Annotated in this window: 19 protein-coding genes and 3 tRNA genes; 8 read left to right on the top strand and 14 right to left on the bottom strand. The window is 60.7% G+C overall.

Going from position 1 to position 18,791, the window contains the following annotated elements; genetic code table 11:
* Positions 1-8: 8 nt before the first annotated feature.
* Genes ctaD through ACW5W7_RS11870 form a run of 3 tightly spaced genes read left to right on the top strand, consistent with a single transcriptional unit; the run spans position 9 to position 3,055 of the window.
* Positions 9-1,607, top strand: coding sequence for a cytochrome c oxidase subunit I (gene ctaD, locus ACW5W7_RS11880; protein ID WP_456501846.1), 1,599 nt, complete (start codon positions 9-11; stop codon positions 1,605-1,607).
* Positions 1,608-1,616: 9 nt separating this feature from the next.
* A complete protein-coding gene (locus ACW5W7_RS11875; protein WP_456501845.1) occupies positions 1,617-2,171 on the top strand; it encodes a cytochrome c oxidase assembly protein in 555 nt (184 codons plus the stop codon).
* A gap of 2 nt (positions 2,172-2,173) precedes the next feature.
* Positions 2,174-3,055: a cytochrome c oxidase subunit 3 gene (locus ACW5W7_RS11870; RefSeq protein WP_456501844.1), complete on the top strand. Its 882-nt coding sequence runs from the start codon at positions 2,174-2,176 to the stop codon at positions 3,053-3,055.
* 8 nt (positions 3,056-3,063) lie between these two features.
* Here ACW5W7_RS11870 and ACW5W7_RS11865 read toward each other — a convergent pair whose 3' ends face one another.
* Positions 3,064-3,273, bottom strand: coding sequence for a DUF2909 domain-containing protein (locus ACW5W7_RS11865; RefSeq protein ID WP_456501843.1), 210 nt, complete (start codon positions 3,271-3,273; stop codon positions 3,064-3,066).
* A gap of 16 nt (positions 3,274-3,289) precedes the next feature.
* Between ACW5W7_RS11865 and ACW5W7_RS11860 the strand changes: the two genes are divergently transcribed.
* Genes ACW5W7_RS11860 through cyoE form a run of 4 tightly spaced genes read left to right on the top strand, consistent with a single transcriptional unit; the run spans position 3,290 to position 6,436 of the window.
* On the top strand, positions 3,290-4,045 hold the full coding sequence (locus ACW5W7_RS11860; protein WP_456501842.1) for an SURF1 family protein: 756 nt from the start codon (positions 3,290-3,292) through the stop codon (positions 4,043-4,045).
* Positions 4,042-4,527, top strand: coding sequence for a hypothetical protein (locus tag ACW5W7_RS11855; RefSeq protein WP_349920876.1), 486 nt, complete (start codon positions 4,042-4,044; stop codon positions 4,525-4,527). The genes ACW5W7_RS11860 and ACW5W7_RS11855 overlap by 4 nt, the downstream gene beginning before the upstream one ends.
* Positions 4,524-5,534, top strand: coding sequence for a COX15/CtaA family protein (locus ACW5W7_RS11850; RefSeq protein WP_456501841.1), 1,011 nt, complete (start codon positions 4,524-4,526; stop codon positions 5,532-5,534). The genes ACW5W7_RS11855 and ACW5W7_RS11850 overlap by 4 nt, the downstream gene beginning before the upstream one ends.
* Positions 5,531-6,436 (top strand): heme o synthase, encoded by a 906-nt coding sequence (gene cyoE, locus ACW5W7_RS11845; RefSeq protein WP_456501840.1) that lies wholly within the window; start codon positions 5,531-5,533, stop codon positions 6,434-6,436. Before ACW5W7_RS11850 ends, cyoE begins: the two co-directional genes overlap by 4 nt.
* Before the next feature lie 79 nt (positions 6,437-6,515).
* Here cyoE and ACW5W7_RS11840 read toward each other — a convergent pair whose 3' ends face one another.
* The 7 genes from ACW5W7_RS11840 to nhaC form a co-directional block, all read right to left on the bottom strand.
* The gene (locus ACW5W7_RS11840) at positions 6,516-7,946 is read right to left on the bottom strand and encodes a gamma-aminobutyraldehyde dehydrogenase (protein WP_456501839.1); all 1,431 of its coding nucleotides are present in this window, start codon (positions 7,944-7,946) and stop codon (positions 6,516-6,518) included.
* 29 nt (positions 7,947-7,975) lie between these two features.
* Positions 7,976-8,809 carry an ABC transporter permease gene (locus tag ACW5W7_RS11835; RefSeq protein ID WP_456501838.1) on the bottom strand — a complete coding sequence of 278 codons (834 nt, stop codon included), beginning with the start codon at positions 8,807-8,809 and terminating at the stop codon, positions 7,976-7,978.
* Between the two features lie 92 nt (positions 8,810-8,901).
* Positions 8,902-9,870 carry an ABC transporter permease gene (locus tag ACW5W7_RS11830; protein ID WP_456501837.1) on the bottom strand — a complete coding sequence of 323 codons (969 nt, stop codon included), beginning with the start codon at positions 9,868-9,870 and terminating at the stop codon, positions 8,902-8,904.
* Complete coding sequence (locus ACW5W7_RS11825; protein WP_456501836.1) at positions 9,867-10,874, bottom strand: ABC transporter ATP-binding protein; 1,008 nt, start codon at positions 10,872-10,874, stop codon at positions 9,867-9,869. The genes ACW5W7_RS11830 and ACW5W7_RS11825 overlap by 4 nt, the downstream gene beginning before the upstream one ends.
* Positions 10,875-10,954: 80 nt before the next feature.
* Complete coding sequence (locus ACW5W7_RS11820; protein WP_456501835.1) at positions 10,955-12,094, bottom strand: ABC transporter substrate-binding protein; 1,140 nt, start codon at positions 12,092-12,094, stop codon at positions 10,955-10,957.
* Between the two features lie 179 nt (positions 12,095-12,273).
* Positions 12,274-13,197 (bottom strand): LysR family transcriptional regulator, encoded by a 924-nt coding sequence (locus ACW5W7_RS11815; protein ID WP_349920884.1) that lies wholly within the window; start codon positions 13,195-13,197, stop codon positions 12,274-12,276.
* A 97-nt stretch (positions 13,198-13,294) separates the two neighbouring features.
* Positions 13,295-14,704 (bottom strand): Na+/H+ antiporter NhaC, encoded by a 1,410-nt coding sequence (gene nhaC / locus ACW5W7_RS11810; protein ID WP_456501834.1) that lies wholly within the window; start codon positions 14,702-14,704, stop codon positions 13,295-13,297.
* A 302-nt stretch (positions 14,705-15,006) separates the two neighbouring features.
* Between nhaC and ACW5W7_RS11805 the strand changes: the two genes are divergently transcribed.
* Complete coding sequence (locus ACW5W7_RS11805; RefSeq protein ID WP_349920886.1) at positions 15,007-15,216, top strand: hypothetical protein; 210 nt, start codon at positions 15,007-15,009, stop codon at positions 15,214-15,216.
* Positions 15,217-15,228: 12 nt separating this feature from the next.
* Here the strand turns inward: ACW5W7_RS11805 and ACW5W7_RS11800 are convergent, their stop codons facing one another.
* From ACW5W7_RS11800 to glgC, 6 genes are all read right to left on the bottom strand, one after another.
* A complete protein-coding gene (locus ACW5W7_RS11800) occupies positions 15,229-15,495 on the bottom strand; it encodes a late competence development ComFB family protein (protein ID WP_349920887.1) in 267 nt (88 codons plus the stop codon).
* Between the two features lie 102 nt (positions 15,496-15,597).
* Positions 15,598-15,683: transfer RNA gene (locus ACW5W7_RS11795), tRNA-Leu, on the bottom strand.
* A 70-nt stretch (positions 15,684-15,753) separates the two neighbouring features.
* Positions 15,754-15,839: transfer RNA gene (locus ACW5W7_RS11790), tRNA-Leu, on the bottom strand.
* A 55-nt stretch (positions 15,840-15,894) separates the two neighbouring features.
* Positions 15,895-15,980, bottom strand: a tRNA-Leu gene (locus ACW5W7_RS11785).
* A gap of 110 nt (positions 15,981-16,090) precedes the next feature.
* Positions 16,091-17,557, bottom strand: a complete 1,467-nt coding sequence (gene glgA, locus ACW5W7_RS11780; RefSeq protein WP_456501833.1) for a glycogen synthase GlgA — start codon at positions 17,555-17,557, stop codon at positions 16,091-16,093.
* Entirely contained in the window at positions 17,547-18,764 is a 1,218-nt protein-coding gene (gene glgC, locus ACW5W7_RS11775) for a glucose-1-phosphate adenylyltransferase (protein WP_349920889.1), read from the bottom strand. The genes glgA and glgC overlap by 11 nt, the downstream gene beginning before the upstream one ends.
* Between the last annotated feature and the right edge of the window lie 27 nt (positions 18,765-18,791).

Here is an 18,791-nt window from a genome sequence, read left to right as displayed (position 1 = left end):
GCGTCGGCATGAGTGATGGAATCATGGATACCCCCCACGGTGAGCACGCCCATCAGCCGGCGACGGGTCTGAGGCGCTGGCTATACACTACGAATCACAAGGATATCGGCACCCTCTATCTGCTGTTCGCGCTGACCATGTTCTTCACCGGTGGCGCCATGGCCATGGTGATCCGGGCCGAGCTGTTCCAGCCAGGTTTGCAACTGGTCGAGCCCCTGTTCTTCAACCAGATGACCACGGTACACGGCCTCATCATGGTGTTTGGCGCCGTGATGCCGGCCTTCACCGGCCTCGCCAACTGGCTGATCCCCATGATGATTGGGGCCCCGGACATGGCCTTGCCCAGGATGAACAACTGGAGCTTCTGGATCCTGCCGTTTGCCTTCCTGATATTGCTGTCGAGCCTGTTCATGGAGGGAGGGGGGCCGAGTTCGGGCTGGACCTTCTATGCTCCCCTGTCGACCAAGTACAGCGGCAACAGCACGGCGCTGTTCGTGTTCGCCATCCATATCATGGGGATCTCCTCCATCATGGGAGCCATCAACGTCATCGTCACCATCTTCAACCTGCGGGCACCGGGCATGGGCTGGATGAGGATGCCGCTGTTTGTCTGGACCTGGCTCATCACCGCGTTCCTGCTTATTGCCGTCATGCCGGTGCTGGCGGCGGCGGTGACCATGGTGCTGACGGACAAGTATTTTGGCACCAGCTTCTTCGATGCGGCGGGGGGAGGGGATCCCGTGATGTTCCAGCATATCTTCTGGTTCTTCGGTCATCCCGAGGTCTACATCATGATATTGCCGGCATTCGGGATCGTCTCCAGCATCATCCCGACTTTCTCCCGCAAGAAACTGTTCGGCTATCGCTCCATGGTCTATGCCACCAGCAGCATCGCCCTGCTCTCTTTCATGGTATGGGCCCACCACATGTTCACCACGGGTCTGCCGGTGGTGGCCGAGTTGTTCTTCATGTACACCACCATGCTGATAGCGGTGCCGACCGGGGTGAAGGTGTTCAACTGGATAGCCACCATGTGGCGCGGTTCCCTGACCTTCGAGACACCCATGTTGTTTGCCATCGCCTTCATCACCCTGTTTACCATAGGCGGCTTCTCGGGGTTGATGCTGGCCATGACGCCGGCAGACTTCCAATATCACGACACCTACTTCGTGGTAGCTCACTTTCACTATGTGCTGGTGACCGGCGCCGTTTTTTCTATCCTGGCTGCTGCCTACTACTGGCTGCCGAAGTGGACCGGGCAGATGTATGACGAACGGCTGGGGCAGTGGCATTTCTGGTGCTCCCTCATCTCGGTGAACATGTTGTTCTTCCCCATGCACTTCGTCGGGCTGGCGGGCATGCCCAGGCGTATCCCTGACTATGCCCTGCAGTTTGCCGACTTCAATATGTTCATCAGCCTGGGGGGCTTTGCCTTCGGGTTGTCACAGTTGCTTTTCGTCTGGGGCGTGATCAAGTGCATCAGAGGAGGAGAGCGGGCTACTGGCCAGGTGTGGGAGGGGGCAGAGGGGCTGGAGTGGACCCTGACATCTCCCCCGCCTTATCACAGCTTCAAGGTTCCGCCCGAGATCCGGCCGGATGAGCACTAGGGAGGAGTTATGAATCAGGTCAACCATGGACCGCTGCTCAGAAAGCTGGCCCTGATCATCGTTCTCATGTTCGCTTTCGCCTTCGCTCTGGTTCCCCTGTATGACGTCTTTTGCAGGATCACCGGACTCAATGGCAAGACGGCCGGGCAACCTGCCACGACCGAGCGCGCCGTGATCGACGACAAGCGAACCATACAAATCGAGTTTCTGGCTCATGCCGATACCCAGATGCCCTGGCAGTTCAACGGGGAAACCGATCGCCTGTCGGTGAAACCTGGCGAGATGAAGCAGATCAACTTCAAGGTATTCAATCCGACAAAAGACGCCATGGTCGGTCAGGCGGTGCCATCGGTCTCACCGGGCACGGCTGCCGCCTATCTCAAGAAGGTGGAGTGCTTCTGCTTCAACCGCCAAGAGCTGAAGGCAGGAGAGAGCAAGTTGATGCCCCTCAAGTTTTACATCGACCCGGCCCTGCCCGATGACATCAATACCATCACGCTCTCCTATTCGCTTTATGACATCACAGAGTCCAAGCCGGCTCCGGCTATTGCACAGAGGAATTGACCATGACCAAGGTGACCCAGAATTACTATGTCCCCGAACAGAGCCGCTGGCCCATCATAGGAGCCTTGGCTCTGTTCCTGCTGGCCTTCGGGGCTGGCCATCTGGTCAACGAGATCGCCAGCAAACAGGTGGGGATAGGGCGTTATCTGATACTCGGGGGCGTGGCCCTGCTGGTCTTCATGCTGTTTGGCTGGTTTCGTCACATCATTCAGGAGTCCATGACCGGACTCTACAGTCCCCAGATGGACAGATCCTTCAGACAGGGCATGGTCTGGTTCATCTTCTCCGAGGTGATGTTCTTCCTGGCCTTCTTTGGGGTGCTGTTCTATGCGCGGCAGCTGGCCATGCCCTGGCTGGATGGGGCTGGCAACAAGGCGATGACGGCGCAACTGCTGTGGCCTGACTTCTCGGCTCACTGGCCCATGCTAAAGACCCCGGGGGGCACGACCACCCAGGCGATGCCCTGGCACGGGATCCCGCTCATCAACACCCTGATCTTGCTGGCATCTTCCGTGACCCTGCTGTTTGCTCATACGGGGCTGGAGAGCGGACGTCGCACTCGTCTCAAGTTGATGCTTCTTGCCACATTGCTGCTGGGAGGAGGCTTCTTGTGGTTGCAGGGCTATGAGTATGTCCATGCCTATCGAGATCTGGGCCTGCGTCTGGATTCGGGCATCTATGGCAATACTTTCTTCATCCTGACCGGCTTTCATGGCCTGCACGTCACCCTGGGTACCCTGTTCCTCGGGATCATCTGGTTGCGCATCGTGCTGAGGGATCACTTCACGCCCGAGCGCCACTTCGCCTTTCAGGCCGCGGCTTGGTACTGGCACTTCGTTGACGTGGTCTGGCTCTGCCTCTTTGTCTTTGTCTACCTGTTGTGAGGTCGGTTTCAGTAAGGACGGGGATTGGGTTCCAGCCAGCCCATCATCAGCGAGAACAGCAGGATGGCGACCACTAGCAAGGAGAAGAATACCCGCCTACCCAGGGGAGCCGACATCCTTCTGGCCGCTTGTCCCGTGGTCATCATCAGCCAGAGAGCGTGGAATAGCTGTCCGATGATGAGCAGCAACATGAATACCAGCACGACTTTGATCAACATGTGGGGGCCTCGTGATATGGGTGACGCGGCGACATGGCACAAGCAACTGGCTCTCCATCGGCGACGCTGGCTGGTGCTGTTATTCACTCTGGGTGTCTCGGCTGGTTTGTGCAAGTTGGCACTCTGGCAATGGCAACGGGCGGCAGAAAAAGAGGCGTGGTTGGAGCAGGTGGCTGCGGCTCAGCAGGTGGCACCTCTGATGCTGGATCGGCTCGACTGGCGTGAACTGGACAAGTTGGATGGCGCAGTGCTGAGTGGGCGAGTGGCCTGGTTTCGGCCCTACGTCTGGCTGCTGGATAACCAGACTGTGGAGGGGGAAATCGGCTATGACGTCATCATCCCGGTTCGCGCCAATGACGATACAGCCTTGGCTGGTACCTCTTCGTCGAAGGGGCCTCTTCTCTTGGTCAATCTGGGTTGGATAGCGGCACCAGCCAGCCGGGATCAGTTGCCTGCCCCTGTGATCCCGCCGTTGCTGGAGCTGGATGGGCTGCTGCGTACCAGACCGGGTGGCCTGTTACTTGGCCAGAACATAGAGGGCGGACCCTACCCGAACCGGATCCAGTCCGTCAGGGCTGTCAGTCTGAGTGAAGAGACGGGCTTGCCCCTCGCCGATGCCGTTTTTTACCAAAAGCATTCCCCGTTTCGCTACCACTACCAGCACAACGTCATGCCCCCTGAGAAGCACAGAGCCTATGCACTGCAATGGTTGGGGCTGGCAGTGGTAATGCTGGTGGGGGGGCTGGTGCTGACAAGGAGAGTCTCATCATGAATGAATGGGCTAGATGGAAGGTACCGGTCGCCTTTGTATTGGTGATCCTGTTGCCCGTGCTGCTGGCGGCGCTGACCCTGCACCAAGGCTGGTATGAGGCCGGCACCCGCAGCAAGGGGCAGTGGTTGAAGAGGGAAATTTATCTGCTGCCGCCACTCTCGGCTCATCAGAGCCAGTGGCGCCTGGTCTATCTGGAGGCGGATCGTTGTGCGGCGCAGTGCCAGCAGGTTCCCATCCTGATGGCGCGGATACAGAGTGCCCTAGGGCGCAATGGGGACAAGCTGGCGTTGATGCCGCTCAGGTTGACATCCCTCGGATCCGGTGAAGGGTTGCAGGCGGGAGAGCTGATGTTGGTGGACCCCCAGGGGCTGGCCATATTGCGTTACGAGGTACCGGACAACAGCACGCAGTGGCCTCTGTTTGGCAAGGCGGTGCTGTCGGATTTGCAGCAACTGCTCAAGTACCAGCGAGGCGTGCAATGAAACTACAGAAGAGGCTCGCCTCTATCGCCATTGCCCTGGCCGTGCTGGTCATTCTGCTCGGTGCCTATACCCGGCTGACCGATGCGGGCCTTGCCTGCCCAGATTGGCCCGGTTGCTATGGCTCTCTGGCCATTCCTCATTCGGCTCAAGCCGAGCAGGCGGCCATGCTCTATCCAGATACCCCGCTAGTACCTCACAAGGCCCGCAGCGAGATGGTGCATCGCTACTTGGCCGGCATGTTGGGTTGTCTCATCGCCCTCTTGTTTGTATTGAGCTGGCGGCAGGGGGGGCGTCTGCGCCATCTCGCGAGCGGGTTGCTCCTGCTGGTGATCGGGCAGGCATTGCTTGGCATGTGGACGGTGACGTTGGCATTACACCCCCTGGTGGTGACAACCCATCTGCTCGGCGGCTTTGCCATCCTGACCCTGCTGTGGCTCTATCGCAGCGAGTTGACATACGACAACCGGGTCGAGGTCTTTGGTCAGGGGCTGACCCTGCTGGGCAATCTCGCCTGCGGCATGCTCTTGATCCAGATAGCCCTGGGGGGATGGACCTCATCCAACTATGCCGCCATGGCCTGTGCCGAGCTGCCCCTGTGCCACTCGGGTTGGCAGCAGCAGCTCGACTGGGATGAGGCTTTTCATCTACCGCTCGGCCATGCTAGCTATGAGTTCGGCGTACTCAGCAAGGAGGCACGTCAGACCATCCACATCGCTCACCGACTGGGGGCGATGGCCACGGCCCTGCTGGTGGGCGGTTTTGCCATCGCGTTGATCCGCCATGGATCCCCTCTGAGAGTGCTCGGTGCGCTGCTTCTCACTCAGTTGTTGACACAGATTGCCCTGGGCCTGACCAATGTGCATCTGGCCCTGCCTCTAGCCAATGCCCTCGCCCACAACCTGGTGGGTGCACATCTTCTGGTGGTGTGTGTGCTGGCTCGCCGGCGTCTTTCCCACGCCGCCACGTCCCCCTCGTTGTCGCCTGTGGTGTTCAGGAGCTGGATATGAACGACAAGTCGCTGGTACAGCTTTTCGATCTCCAGTTGCTGCGAGATTATTACCAGCTGACCAAGCCGAGAGTGGTGGCCCTGTTGCTGCTGACGGCCTGGGTCGGCATGTTGCTGGCGGAGCCGACGTTGGCCTCCCTTGGGCACATGGGGCTGGGGCTCGCGGGGATAGGGCTGTTGGCGTCGTCGGCGGCGGCCATGAATCACAGTCTGGAGAGCGGTATCGATACCCAGATGCGCAGGACGCGCTGGCGGCCAGTGGCGAGGGGGCGGATCAGCACGCGGACGGCCATGATCTTCGCGCTCTGGTTGGCGGTTGCGGGTTTTTGCTTGCTCTATCTCGGGGTGAATCCGCTGACCGCCTGGCTGACCCTGGCCAGCCTGTTTGGTTATGCCATCGTTTACACCCTGCTGCTGAAGAAGGCGACTCCCCAGAACATCGTCATCGGCGGGCTGGCGGGGGCCATGCCACCGCTGCTGGGTTGGACCAGTATCACCGGGCAGCTCTCGGCCGAGCCCTGGCTGCTGGTGATGATCATCTTCGCCTGGACTCCCCCTCATTTCTGGGCTCTGGCCATTCACAGACGGGATGAGTATGCAAGCGCCAGGATCCCCATGCTGCCGGTCACCCATGGCATCGAGTTCACCAAGACTGCCATCCTGTTCTATCTGCTGATGTTGACCCTGATCTGTCTGCTGCCTTACCTCATCGGCATGTCGGGGATCATCTATCTGGTTGGTAGTCTGGGGCTGAACCTCTGGTTCTGCTGGCATGGCTGGTTGTTGAAGCGATCGACCTCCTCGGTTCAGGCGATGCGCACCTTCCGCTTCTCCATTTATCACCTGATGCTGCTGTTCGGCCTGTTGATCCTGGATCACCACTGGCTGTGGCGACTGTCATAAGAAGAGGGATGGCACGGTTGAAGGGGCAATAGGGATTCGATGTAGCAGCGATGCTGGCCAGGGGCCAGCCTCGCTGCTTTCAGAGTTTGACCATGATGTGGCGCGGCACCGTGTAGTCCTCCAGTGCGTAGAGGGAGAGATCCTTGCCATAGCCTGACATCTTCATACCGCCGTGGGGCATCTCCGAGCAGAGCATGAAGTGGGTGTTGATCCAGGTACAGCCGTACTGCAGGTGGCTCGCCACCTTGCTGGCGAGGCCGAGATCCCGAGTCCAGACCGAGGAGGCGAGGCCATAGTCCGAGTCGTTGGCCCACTGCACCACCTGTTCGGCATCGTTGAAGCGGGTCACCGACACCACGGGGCCGAACACCTCGCGCCGTACGATCTCATCCTCCTGGCGGGCACCGACGATCAGGGTCGGTTCGAAGAAGAAGCCGTTGCCCGGGTGGATCTTGCCGCCGGCGGTTACCTCCACGTGGCCGCTGCTCTGGGCCCGCTCCACGAAGCTGGCGACCCGGTTGCGCTGGCGGTCCGAGATGAGGGGGCCCATTTCCACCCCCTCTTCGTGGGGACCTCCCACCTTGATGGAGGCAACGGCGTCCGTCATGGCGGCGACGAACTTGTCATAGATCTTGCCCTGGGCATAGATACGACAGGCGGCGGTGCAGTCCTGGCCTGCGTTGTAGAAACCGAAGGTACGAATGCCCGCCACCACGGCTTCCAGGTCAGCGTCATCGAAGATGATGACGGGGGCTTTGCCACCCAATTCCAAGTGGGTGCGCTTCATGGTGCGGGCGGCGCTCTGCAGGATCTTCTGACCGGTGGCGATGTCCCCGGTGAGGGACACCATGCGCACCAATGGGTGTTCCACCAGCGGGGCACCCACACTCTCACCTCGGCCACAGATGATGTTGATGACCCCACGGGGAAACAGCTCGCTGGCGAGCTCGGCGAGGTGCAGGGCGGTCAGCGGCGTCTGCTCCGAAGGCTTGAGCACCACCGTATTGCCGGCGGCGAGCACCGGCGCCATCTTCCAGGCCGCCATCATCAGCGGATAGTTCCAGGGGGCTATGCTGCCCACCACGCCGACGGGATCCCGGCGGATCATGCTGGTGTGTCCCTCGATGTATTCTCCGGCGAGCGGCCCTTGCAGGCAGCGGGCCGCGCCCGCGAAGAAGCGGAAGCAGTCCACCACGGCAGGCAGCTCGTCGTTCAGTACCGCCAGATAGGGTTTGCCGCAGTTGAGGGACTCCAGCGCCGCGAACTCCTCGGCGTGACGTTCGATGGCATCCGCGAGGCGCAGCAGCAGGTTGCTGCGCTGGGCAGGTGTGGTGCGGCTCCACTGGGCGAAGGCTCGTTGGGCACCGTTGACCGCCCTGCTTACCTGTTCGAACGAGGCTTCGGGCACCGAAGCGATGAGTTCGCCGGTGGCCGGGTTGAGGACGGGCTCGGCCGGACCGTCACCGGTGACAAACTGGCCGTCGATCAAGAGTTGGGTATTGAGCTTCATGGTTGCATCCTTGCGCACGCGTTGAGTCGTTATTTGCCACTGCCGGTGACGTCCTGGCCGTCGCGGGTGAGGTAGTAGGCAAGCAGAATTGGGATGGTGGTGAAGGCCACTATGATGAGGGCCACCACGTTGGTGACGGGCCGATCGCGTGGGCGGATCAGCTCCTGATACATCCAGATGGGCAGCGTGGTCTGCTGGCCCGCGGTGAAGGTGGTGACGATCACCTCGTCAAAACTCAGGGCGAACGCCAGCATGCCTCCCGCCAACAGGGCGGTGGCGAGATTCGGCAGGATCACGTAGCGCAGGGTCTGGAAGCCATCGGCGCCTAGATCCATGGAGGCTTCGATCAGCGACTGATTGGTGCGGCGAAAGCGTGCCAGGGCGTTGTTGTAGACCACCACTACACAGAAGGTGGCGTGGCCGATGACGATGGTCCAGAAGCTGAACGGGATCTCCATCAGGCCGTAGGCCGAGCGCAGCGCTATGCCGGTGACGATACCGGGCAGGGCGATGGGCAGTACCAGCAGGAGCGACACCAGCTCCTGGCCAAAGAAGCGGCTGCGGGCGATGGCCCCTGCCGCCAGGGTGCCGAGCACCATGGCCGCGAGGGTCGCGAGCCCGGCCACCTCCAGCGACAGCTGGATGGCGCGCCACACATCGGGCCGGTTCAGCGTCACCTCGAACCACTTGAAGGTGAGCCCGGGGGGCGGGAACTGGTAGCTCTTGCTCTCGCTGGTGAAGGCGTAGAGGAAGATGAACAGGATGGGGATATGCAGGAACAGCAAACCTCCGATGGCGGCGTATTTCAGCAGCCCGGATGGGCGCTGGCCATACCCCTGATTCACCGTGGGATTAGAGCGCATCGAAGGCCCCCAGTCGTTTCGCGGTCGTCAGGTGGATAGCCATGATCAGGCTGGTCACCCTCGAACTCATGTGGAGGAATGACGTATGGGTATCAAAGCGCATCGAAGGCTCCTAAGCGTTTCGCGATGGCCAGATAGATGGCGATGATGAGGATGGGCACCAGGGAGAAGGCGGCGGCGAAGGGCTGATTGCCCGCCGTGCCCTGCTGGATATAGACCACTTGGCCGATGTACAGGGTCGAGTTGCCGATGATGCCGGGGATGATGTAATCCCCCAGGGTCAGGGAGAAGGTGAAGATGGAACCCGCGACTACCCCCGGCAACGCCAGCGGCAGGATCAGGGTGCGGAAAGTCTGGGCCGGGGTGGCACCGAGGTCGCCACTCGCCTCCAGCAGAGAACGGGGGATCCGCTCCACCGCGGCCTGGATCGGCAGGATCATAAAGGGCAGCCAGACATAGACGAAGACGATGAAGGTACCGAGGCGAGAGAACGACAGCGAGGGGCCGCCAATCACCGGCAGGGAGAGGATGGCGTCCAGCAGCCAGTCCAGTCCGAGGCTCCCCGCCAGCCAGCTGATGACTCCCTCCTTGGCCAGGATCAGCTTCCAGGCGTAGACCCGCACCAGATAGCTGGACCAGAGTGGCAGCATGATGCCGAGATAGAACAGGGCGCGAGTCTTGCCGCTGGTGTAGCGGGCCATGTAGTAGGCGATGGGAAAGCCGAGCAGGGCGCAGGCCAGGGTCACCAGCAGCGACATGCCGAGCGTGCGCAGGATGACGTCGAGGTTCTCTGCTCGCAGCAGGGCAGTGAAGTTTTGCAGCCCCAGTTCGTGGCGTATCTGGCCGCTGAACTCATCCAGCCCGAAGAAGGCGTTGGAGAGCAGCATCAGCAAGGAGCCGACGTAGATGATACCAAGCCAGATCAGTGGCGGGCCGAGCAACACCCCCAGCAACAGGCCGGGGCGGCCGTAGAGCAGGGTGGAGAGGCGCCGCAGCGGCCTGAATGTGGAAGCGGTGGGGGCTTGGCTCATGGGGAGACTCGCACTCAGGGGGAGACTCATGGTCGAGCCTCATGATCGGTCAGACGGTGGATGGCCTGCTCCGGCCAGTTGAGGCTGACCCGGGCGCCGCGGGGGAGGCGTGCTTGCCCCTCGTTGGGGTGGTTGACGAGGATCTCGAGCTGCTCCCCCAAGTCCACCCGATAGCGAACGAAGGCGCCCAGATACTCCACCTCGCGGATCTCGCCCGACCAACCCGGGCTGCCGGCGTCGCTGAGCCGGATCCGCTCCGGGCGTACCATCATCTGCTGGCTGTCGCCACACAGGCGCTTGGCCTGCTCTCCCTCGAACAGGTTGACGGTACCGACGAAGCGGGCGACGAAAGGGGTGGCCGGTGCATCGTAGATGGCATCTGGCGGGGCGATCTGTTCAATTCGACCCTGATTGAAGATGCAGATGCGGTCGCTCATGGAGAGCGCCTCCTGCTGGTCGTGGGTGACGAAGATGAAGGTGATGCCGAGCTGGCGTTGCAGGGCTTTCAGTTCGAGCTGCATCTGCTCGCGCAGCTTGAGATCCAGTGCGCCGAGCGGCTCATCCAGCAGCAGGATGCGCGGCTGATTGATCAGCGCCCGGGCGATGGCGATGCGTTGACGCTGGCCGCCGGAGAGCTGGCCGGGCTTGCGGTTGCCAACCCCGGGGAGGCGCACCAGCTCCAGCATCTCGTCTACCTTGCGGTAGCGCTCAGCCTTGGAAACCCCCTTTAGCATCAAGCCGTAGCCAATGTTGTCGCACACATCCATGTTGGGGAAGAGGGCATAGTCCTGAAACACGGTGTTGAGGTTGCGATCATAGGGCGGCACCCGGGAGCAGGGTTCCCCAAACAGCCGGATCTCGCCGTCGCTCGGATATTCGAAGCCCGCGATCATTCGCAGGCAGGTGGTCTTGCCAGAGCCGCTCGGCCCCAGCAGGGTAAAAAATTCACCGGCCGGGATCTGGAAGGAGATGTCGTCGACCGCCCTCACCTCGCCATAGTGGCGGCTGACCCGGTCAAATTGTACGGCTGTCATGGTACGTCCTTGTCATCGACCGGGCCGGACTCCTGTCCGGCCCGCAGAGGGCTATGTAGGGGTTGCTTGCCTGAAGGGGCTCAGCGACCACCCAGGATGGCGATATAGTCCGAGACCCAGCGGTAGTAGGGCACACAGGTCCCCTGGCTCTTGCACTGGGAAACCGGGGTACGCCAGAAGTGAACCCGGTCGAAGTTGTCGATGCCGTTGGTCTTGCATCCCTCGGTCCCGAGCAGGGTGTTGCCCTCGCAGGCGGCGGGCACCACGGGGACCGAGCCGAACCAGGAGGCGAGATCCCCCTGTAACTTGTTGTTGAGGGAGTGTTCCAGCCACTTGTAGGCGCAGGTCAGGTTCTTGGCTTCGCTGTGCACCATGGTGGTATCGGCCCAGCCGGTGACCCCTTCCTTGGGCACAGTCGTGGCGATGGGCTGCTTGTCGGCGATCAGGGTGTTGGCCTGGAAGGGCCAGGAGTCGGAGGCGACCACCCCCTCATTCTTGAAGTCATCGATCTGGACGAAGGCATCGTGCCAGTAGCGACCCACCAGCTGGCGCTGCTTGCGCAGCAGCTCGAGGGAGGCCTTGTACTGATCCTCGTTCAACTCATAGGGATCCTTGATGCCGAGGGCGGGCTGGTGGGTTATCAGATAGAGGGCGGCATCGGCGATGTGGATGGGGCCGTCGAATGCCTGCACTCGCCCCTTGTTGGACTTGCCATCCGGCAGGGTCTGTTCTTCAAACACCACACTCCAGGAGTCGGGGGCCTTGGGGAAGGTCTTGGTGTTGTACATCAGGATGTTGCCGCCCCACTGATAGGGCACGCCGTAGTGTTTGCCGTCCACCGTATGCCAGGGGGCGCTCTGCAAACGGGGATCTATCTTGCCGTAACTTGGGATGAGCGAAAGATTCAGGGCCTGTACCTTGCTGCCGGCAATGAGGCGAAGGCTGGCGTCGCCGGAGGCGGTCACCAGATCGAAACCGCCTTCGTTCATCAGCGCCACCATCTCATCCGAGGTGGCGGCGGTCTTGACGCTGACCTTGCAGCCGGTCTCCTGCTCGAAGCCGGTTACCCAGTCGTAGTTCTTGTCGGTCTCACCGCGTTCCACATAGCCGGCCCAGGCCACTATGTTGAGCTGGCCTTCACCTTTGCCGAGTTCGGTGGGGGCGGCCTGGGTCTGGCCTGCCAACAGGGCGGGGAGCAGGGCCAGGGGGGTCAGTTTCATTTCGCACTCCTTGCATGATCGAACATCATGGCGCCACGCCATGGCATTAGCATACCGTTAACAAGTCATGAGCATAGGAGAAGGCGCGAGTAATGAAAATTTCAATTTTTAACCGCCAAGGTATCTGGGAAATCGATATCGGGCGCAGATGAATCTGTATTTCTTGCGGGGGGAAGCCTTTAACGGAAGGTGGCTTGGCGGGCCCGTAGCCGGCTCTGGTCCCGCACTATGTCGATGAATTCCCGGGCGGTCCAACCTAGCTGGGAACCCCGACGCCACACCAGACCGATATCGATGGCGGGGACGGGTTCCTTGATGGGACGGGCCTCCACCCGTTCCTGCTCCAGTGACCAGGGACGGTAGGCAAAATCCGGCAGCAGGGCAGCACCGAGCTGGCTGGCCACCAGACTGCGCACTGCTTCCACCGAGGCGGTGCGCAGCACGATGCGGGGAGAGACGCCGTAGCGGCGCAGGCCTGAGCCGATGATCTGGTCCAGCTGATCGGCGGTGAGGGAGATCATGGGTTCCTCGGCGAGGGCCTTGAGGGAGAGGCTGGACTCGGCGCAGAGGGGGTGGTTGGCGGCGAGCCAGAGCCGCAGCGGTGAGCGGGTCAGCAGTTCGGTATCGAACGCCTCCTGGCGGATGGTGCGGTTGGTCATCAATATCCCCACATCCACCTCGCCGTTGACGATCTGGTGTTCGAGATAGGGTTGCTCGTCCTCCTTCACTTCGATGCGCACCGCCGGGAAGGCTCGGCGAAAACGGCCGAGGGCCTCCGACAGGTAGTAGCCTGCCACCAGGGTCGTTACCCCTATGGTGAGCTGGCCCTGATCCTGTTGCGCCACCGCCTTGAGGGACTGGCCAGCCTCCGTCATGGCGCCGAGGATCCGCCTGGCGTGGAGCAGAAACTGGTGGCCTTGGGCGGTGAGGCTGACCCCGCGCGGGTTGCGCTCGAACAAGGCGGCGCCGAGTTCGGTTTCCAGCTCGCGGATGGCACTGGTGACTGCAGACTGGGAGATGTGCAGCTCGGCGGCGGCGCGGCTCACCGAGAAGCTGTCGGCCACGGCGACGAAGTAACGGATCTGGCGAAAGGTGAAGTTCATCTGGGCATCCTGCCACTGGGTGAGCCATCAGCTTAACCGCGAACAGCGTCCAAACGAAAGGCGCCCTCAGGCGCCTTTATCGTTGTTTTTTGCGGACTTAGCGGGAGCTGGCCGCCTCGATCACCGGCACCCGGTTCACGGCCTTGCCCAGATAGGCGAGGGTGATGGTCACTATGATGCAGGTGAAGCTGAGCCACATGTAGGGCAGGTAGTCGAGGGTTGCGACTCCCAATACCCCGGCCATGAAGATGCCATTGTCGCTCCAGGGCACCATGCCGCAGGTGAGGGTGCCGCCGAACTCGGCGTTGCGGGAGAGGTTCTTGCGTGCCAGCCCCAGCCGGTCGTAGTTCTTGGCCATGATCTTGGGCGTCAGGATGAGCGACACATACATGGCCGAGCCGAACACGTTGGCCAGGAAGGCGGTGCCAATGGTGTGGGTGGTCAGGCTGCCCACCCCCTGGATCCGTTTTTCGAAGGCGCTGGCGATGACGGCCAGGATGCCGACCTTCTCCAGCAGACCGCCGAAGCCCAGACCGAAGATGATGACGGCCACCGACCCCAGCATGGACTCCATGCCGCCGCGGCCCAGAATGTTGTCGATGAAATCGACCCCGGAGACGATGGGGAAGGGACTGTAGGCCGAGTGCATCGCTTTGATCGGATCCATGCCCTGGAAGGCGATGGCCCAGATAAGGCCCAGCAGGGCGCCGAAGCTGATCACCGGGAAGGCGGGCTTGCGGTTGGCCAAGAGGCCCAGCACCAGCACCACGGGCACTATGGCCAGCGGTGTGATGTTGAACTGCTTGTCGAGAGCTTCCATCACCAGGTTGACCTGCTCTAGGCTGACATTGCCGGAGTACTGCATGCCGACCACGGTGAACAGGGCGGCCGTGATGACGTAGGAGAACAGGCTGATGGGCAGCATGCCCTTGATGTGTTCCACCACGTCGACGTTGGACATGGTGGACGCCAGCACCACTGAGTCGGAGAGGGGGGAGAGCTTGTCACCGAAGTAGACGCCGGAGAGCACCGCCCCCGCCACTAGGGGCGCGGGCACCCCCAGGCTGTGGCCTATGCCCATCATGGCGATGCCGGCGGTGGCGGCGGAGCCCCAGGAGGTGCCGGTCGCCAAGGAGGTGAGGGAGCAGATGATCAGGGTCGCCAGCAGGAAGATGGACGGGTGTATCACCTTGAGGCCGAAGTAGATGATGCTGGGGACTATGCCGCCGGCGATCCAGGTGCCGACCAGGGCACCGACGGAGACCAGTATCAGGATGGCGCCCATCCCCTTGGCGACGCCGTCGACGGCGGCCTGCTCCAGGGATTTGTAATCGTGGCCGAGTTTGATACCGAGCCCCATGATGACGAACCAGGCGATGAACAGTGCCAGCTGGATCGGCAGGTCGAGCACGCTGGTGAAGGAGAAGGCCAGGGCCAGGAAAATGGCCAGACAGGCAAACACCTGCAGCATGCTCGGTAGTCGGATGTGGTTTTGTTGGTTTTGCATAGATACTTCCTAAACTCTTGCTCGCCAAGGTGGGCGCCTCTCGTCCTGTGGATACTTGTATCCCGAGGAGCCCACCCAAAAAGAGGGCGCAATCTACCACAAACCCAAGGCCTAAAATCCCAACTTATTTAGCAAAAATGCATTAATGATTGAAAAACATCGCCATTAGTTGATCTCGCAAGCATTTTTTGAGTGTTTGGTCGATGTCACTCAAATGACCGAGACCCATAGAAAAGTTCGATTGCACCCTCCTAAAATACAAATGATAATTATTATCAAGCTGATGCCATGGAGGTTTCATCATGATCTGGATAGTGCGTTGCCTGCTGTTGATAGGGGGATTGGCTGTGTGGGGTTGGGGACAGGACAAGGCCTATGGCATCTGGAGTCTGGGATTCCTGCTGGCGGCCTGGGTCATGCTGGAACCCAGACTGAGGCCTGCACTGATCCTGTTGCCGGTGGCCGGCATGACCGGGGTTGTCGCCCTGATCTGGCAGCAGAGCTGGCTCTAGCAGACGAGCGAGTCAGCGAGAGGGGACGGCCAGGATCCTGTCATGGGCCAGGCGCAGTGCTGCCATGACCTTCTGCTCCATCTCGGTGCGCTCGACTTCCGTGGTGAAGTAGATCATGTCGACGTTGTGGCGGATGTAGTGGGCGGGCAGTTGATTCAGGGTGAGGCAGCAGAGATCGGCCAGTTGCGGGGGGCTTAGCGTCTGTTCCAGCCCCTGTTTCTCTATCTCCTTGAGCACTAGGTGTTCGTAGAAATTGTGAATGTCGGCATCCAGGATCATCGGGCATCCCCTTCCGTGGCGTTGAAGTCTCAACAGCATAGCCGCGCAGCATGAAAAGACAAAAGGCCCAACACTCGCGTGATGGGCCTTTTGCAGAATAGATGGTGCGAAGAGAGGGACTCGAACCCTCACATCCGTGGGACACTAACACCTGAAGCTAGCGCGTCTACCAATTCCGCCACCTTCGCACACTGATTTTCTCCAGCTGGTTTTTAAATGCGGTTGGAGCGCATTCTCTGGTTTTACATGTCAGAAGCATGGTGCGAAGAGAGGGACTCGAACCCTCACACCCGGGGGGCACTAACACCTGAAGCTAGCGCGTCTACCAATTCCGCCACCTTCGCACATCGGGTTATCAGTCTGGATTTACATGCCGTCTGATAAGAGCATGTTGCAGTATGGTGCGAAGAGAGGGACTCGAACCCTCACATCCGTGGGACACTAACACCTGAAGCTAGCGCGTCTACCAATTCCGCCACCTTCGCATCACTGCGGTGGGGGATTCTATAGAGTTTTGGGGGAGCGTCAACAGCCAAAGGGGACTTTTTTCGCTGTTGACGGATAAAGCTGCGTTAAGGGCACAAAACTTCAGCAATCAGTGCTTGCTCCTGGCCAGTGCATCCCGATACATCTGTTCGTATTGGGTTACGGAGTCGGCCCAGTTGAAGCGGGTCTGCATGGCCGTGCGCTGCACCTTGGCGAAACGCTCCGGCTCTTGCAGGTAGTGCAGCAGACTGCGGCGCATGGCGTCCAGCAGGGTGCTGGCGGTGGGGTCGTTGAAGCAAAAGCCGGTGGCACGCGCAGGGTCAGCATCCCAGTCCACCACGGTATCCTTGAGGCCGCCGACGGCACGGACCAGCGGCAGGGTGCCATAGGCCAGGCTGTACATCTGGTTGAGGCCGCAGGGTTCGAACAGGGAGGGCATCAGGAAGAAGTCGGCGCCCGCTTCCACCAGATGGGCCAGACGGTCGTCATAGGCGTTGATGAAGGCGAACTTGTCGGCATGTTGCTGGGCGATGGCCTGCAGCTGGGCGGCCAGTGAAGGATCGCCTGAGCCGACGATGACCAGCTGGACCTGATGTTGCAGGAACTTGGTCAGGGTCGGGATTAGCAGATGTACCCCTTTTTGCTCGGTCAGGCGACATACCATGCCATAAATTGGCAAGTCAGCAGTGGGAAGACCAGTCTCCTGTTGCAGCGTCTGCTTGCACAGACGCTTGCCGTCCAGATGATCGGCATCATAGGTCGCGGGCAGATAGCTGTCGCTGGCGGGATCCCAGTCCTGATAGTCGCAGCCGTTGAGGATGCCGCACAGATCGCTCGCCCGCTGCTGGAACACGCTGGCCATGCCGTGGGCCCCCAGGTGGGTCAGCAACTCATTGGCATAGTTGGGGCTGACCGCATTGATCTTGTCCGCATAGAGCACCCCGCATTTGAGCAGGTTGATGTGGCCGTAGTCGTAGTTGATGCGCCGCTCGTAGTCGGTGATCTCGGGCAGGGCCCAGAACTGCGGGCGGTCAAACACCCCCTGAAAGGCCGCATTGTGGATGCTGATGACCGAACGGGTGTGCTGGAAGAAGGGGTTGCCGGCATAGCGGGTCTTGAGCAGCAGGGGCAGCAGGCCGGTATGCCAGTCGTTGCAGTGGGCGATGTCGGGGGCGAAACCCTGCTGCTCGCAGGCGTGCAGGGCGGCGGCGCAAAAGAAGGCGAACCGCTCGCCGTTGTCGGGATAGGCCTGGTTGTTTTCAGCGTAGAGCTGGGGCCGCTCGAAATACTGCGGGCAATCGAGCAGGTAGACGCAGACCCCGTCCAGCTCCAGCTGATAGATGCGATAGCTGATGTCAGCCCGATCCGGCGGGGTCGGCAGCCAGCGGGAGGCGATGAGTCTCGCCTCGTCCCGGCGTTTGAGGGTTTGGTAGAAGGGCAGGATGATGCGAACGTCGTGGCCCTGGCGGGCGAGATTCAGTGGCAGGGCTCTGGCGACATCCGCCAGGCCCCCGGTCTTGACCAACCCCTCGACCTCAGAGGCAACAAACAGAATTTTCAACGGGCTAGTAACCAACTCTTGCTCCCTTAGGTACCACGACGATACCGCCTTCGGACACGGTAAACCTCTCTCTGTCATGGTCCAGATTCTCACCGATCACGGTGCCGGGTGCAATTTCAACGTTTTTGTCGATGATGGCGCGCCGAATGGAGCTGCCTTCCCCGATCTTCACATCTCCCAGCAGCACGGATTCACTGATGTGACTGCAGGGGCCGACGTTGCAGCTAAAGCCCAGAATGGAGCGCTGGATCTGGCTGCCCTGGATGAAGCAACCACCGGAGATCAGGGAGTTGGCGATCTTTACCTTGCAGTCATCGGTGTCGATGAAGGTGGCGGGGGGCAGGGGCGGGTAGTGGGTATGCAACGGCCACTTGCGGTTGTAGAGGGAGAAGGGGGCGTCATCGGCCACCAGGTCCATGTGGGCCTGCCAGTAGGCATCCAGCGTCCCCACGTCACGCCAGTAGACGTTGGGCTTCTCTCCGGGGATCACGTTGCCGCTGTAGTCATAGACATAGACAGGGGTGCGCGGATAGAGGCTGGGGATGATGTCTTTGCCAAAGTCATGGCTGGAGTTCTCCTCCGCGGCATCCCGTTTCAGCTCCCGATAGAGGGTCTCGGTCTCGAAGATGTAGTTGCCCATGGAGACCAGGGCCTGGGTCGGATCCCCGGGGATGTGTTTGGGGTGCTTGGGTTTTTCCTCAAAGCCTATCATCCGCCCTTCCTGATCCACTTCGATCACCCCGAAGGCACTCGCCTCCTCGATGGGCATGCGCAGGGCGGCGACCGTCATGGCCGCGGCCTTCTGCTTGTGGAAGCTGACCATCTGGCTCACGTCCATCTTGTAGATGTGGTCGGAGCCGAAGATGCAGACATGCTCGGGATCCGAGGTCTCGATGAAGCGCAGGTTCTGGTAGATGGCGTCCGCGGTGCCGTCGTACCAGCGCTTGCCCATCCGCATCTGGGCCGGGATGGGATCGATGAAGCGATCCGTGATGCCGACGATGTTCCAGCCCTTCTTCATGTGCAGATAGAGAGACTGGGATTTGAACTGGGTCAGCACATAGATGCGCAGGAAATCGGCGTTGACGAAGTTGTTGAGGACGAAATCGATCAGCCGGTAACTACCGCCAAAGGGTACCGAGGGTTTGCTGCGAGTCGTGGTCAGTGGCTGGAGACGGGTTCCTTCTCCTCCGGCCAGGATCATGGTCAAAATGCCTGCCATCGTCTTTCTCTCTCTGTATGAAAAGGT

The organism is Aeromonas intestinalis, assembly GCF_054052485.1.
Note: the sequence above shows the minus strand (reverse complement) of the source record. Positions and strands in the feature narration are given on the sequence as shown.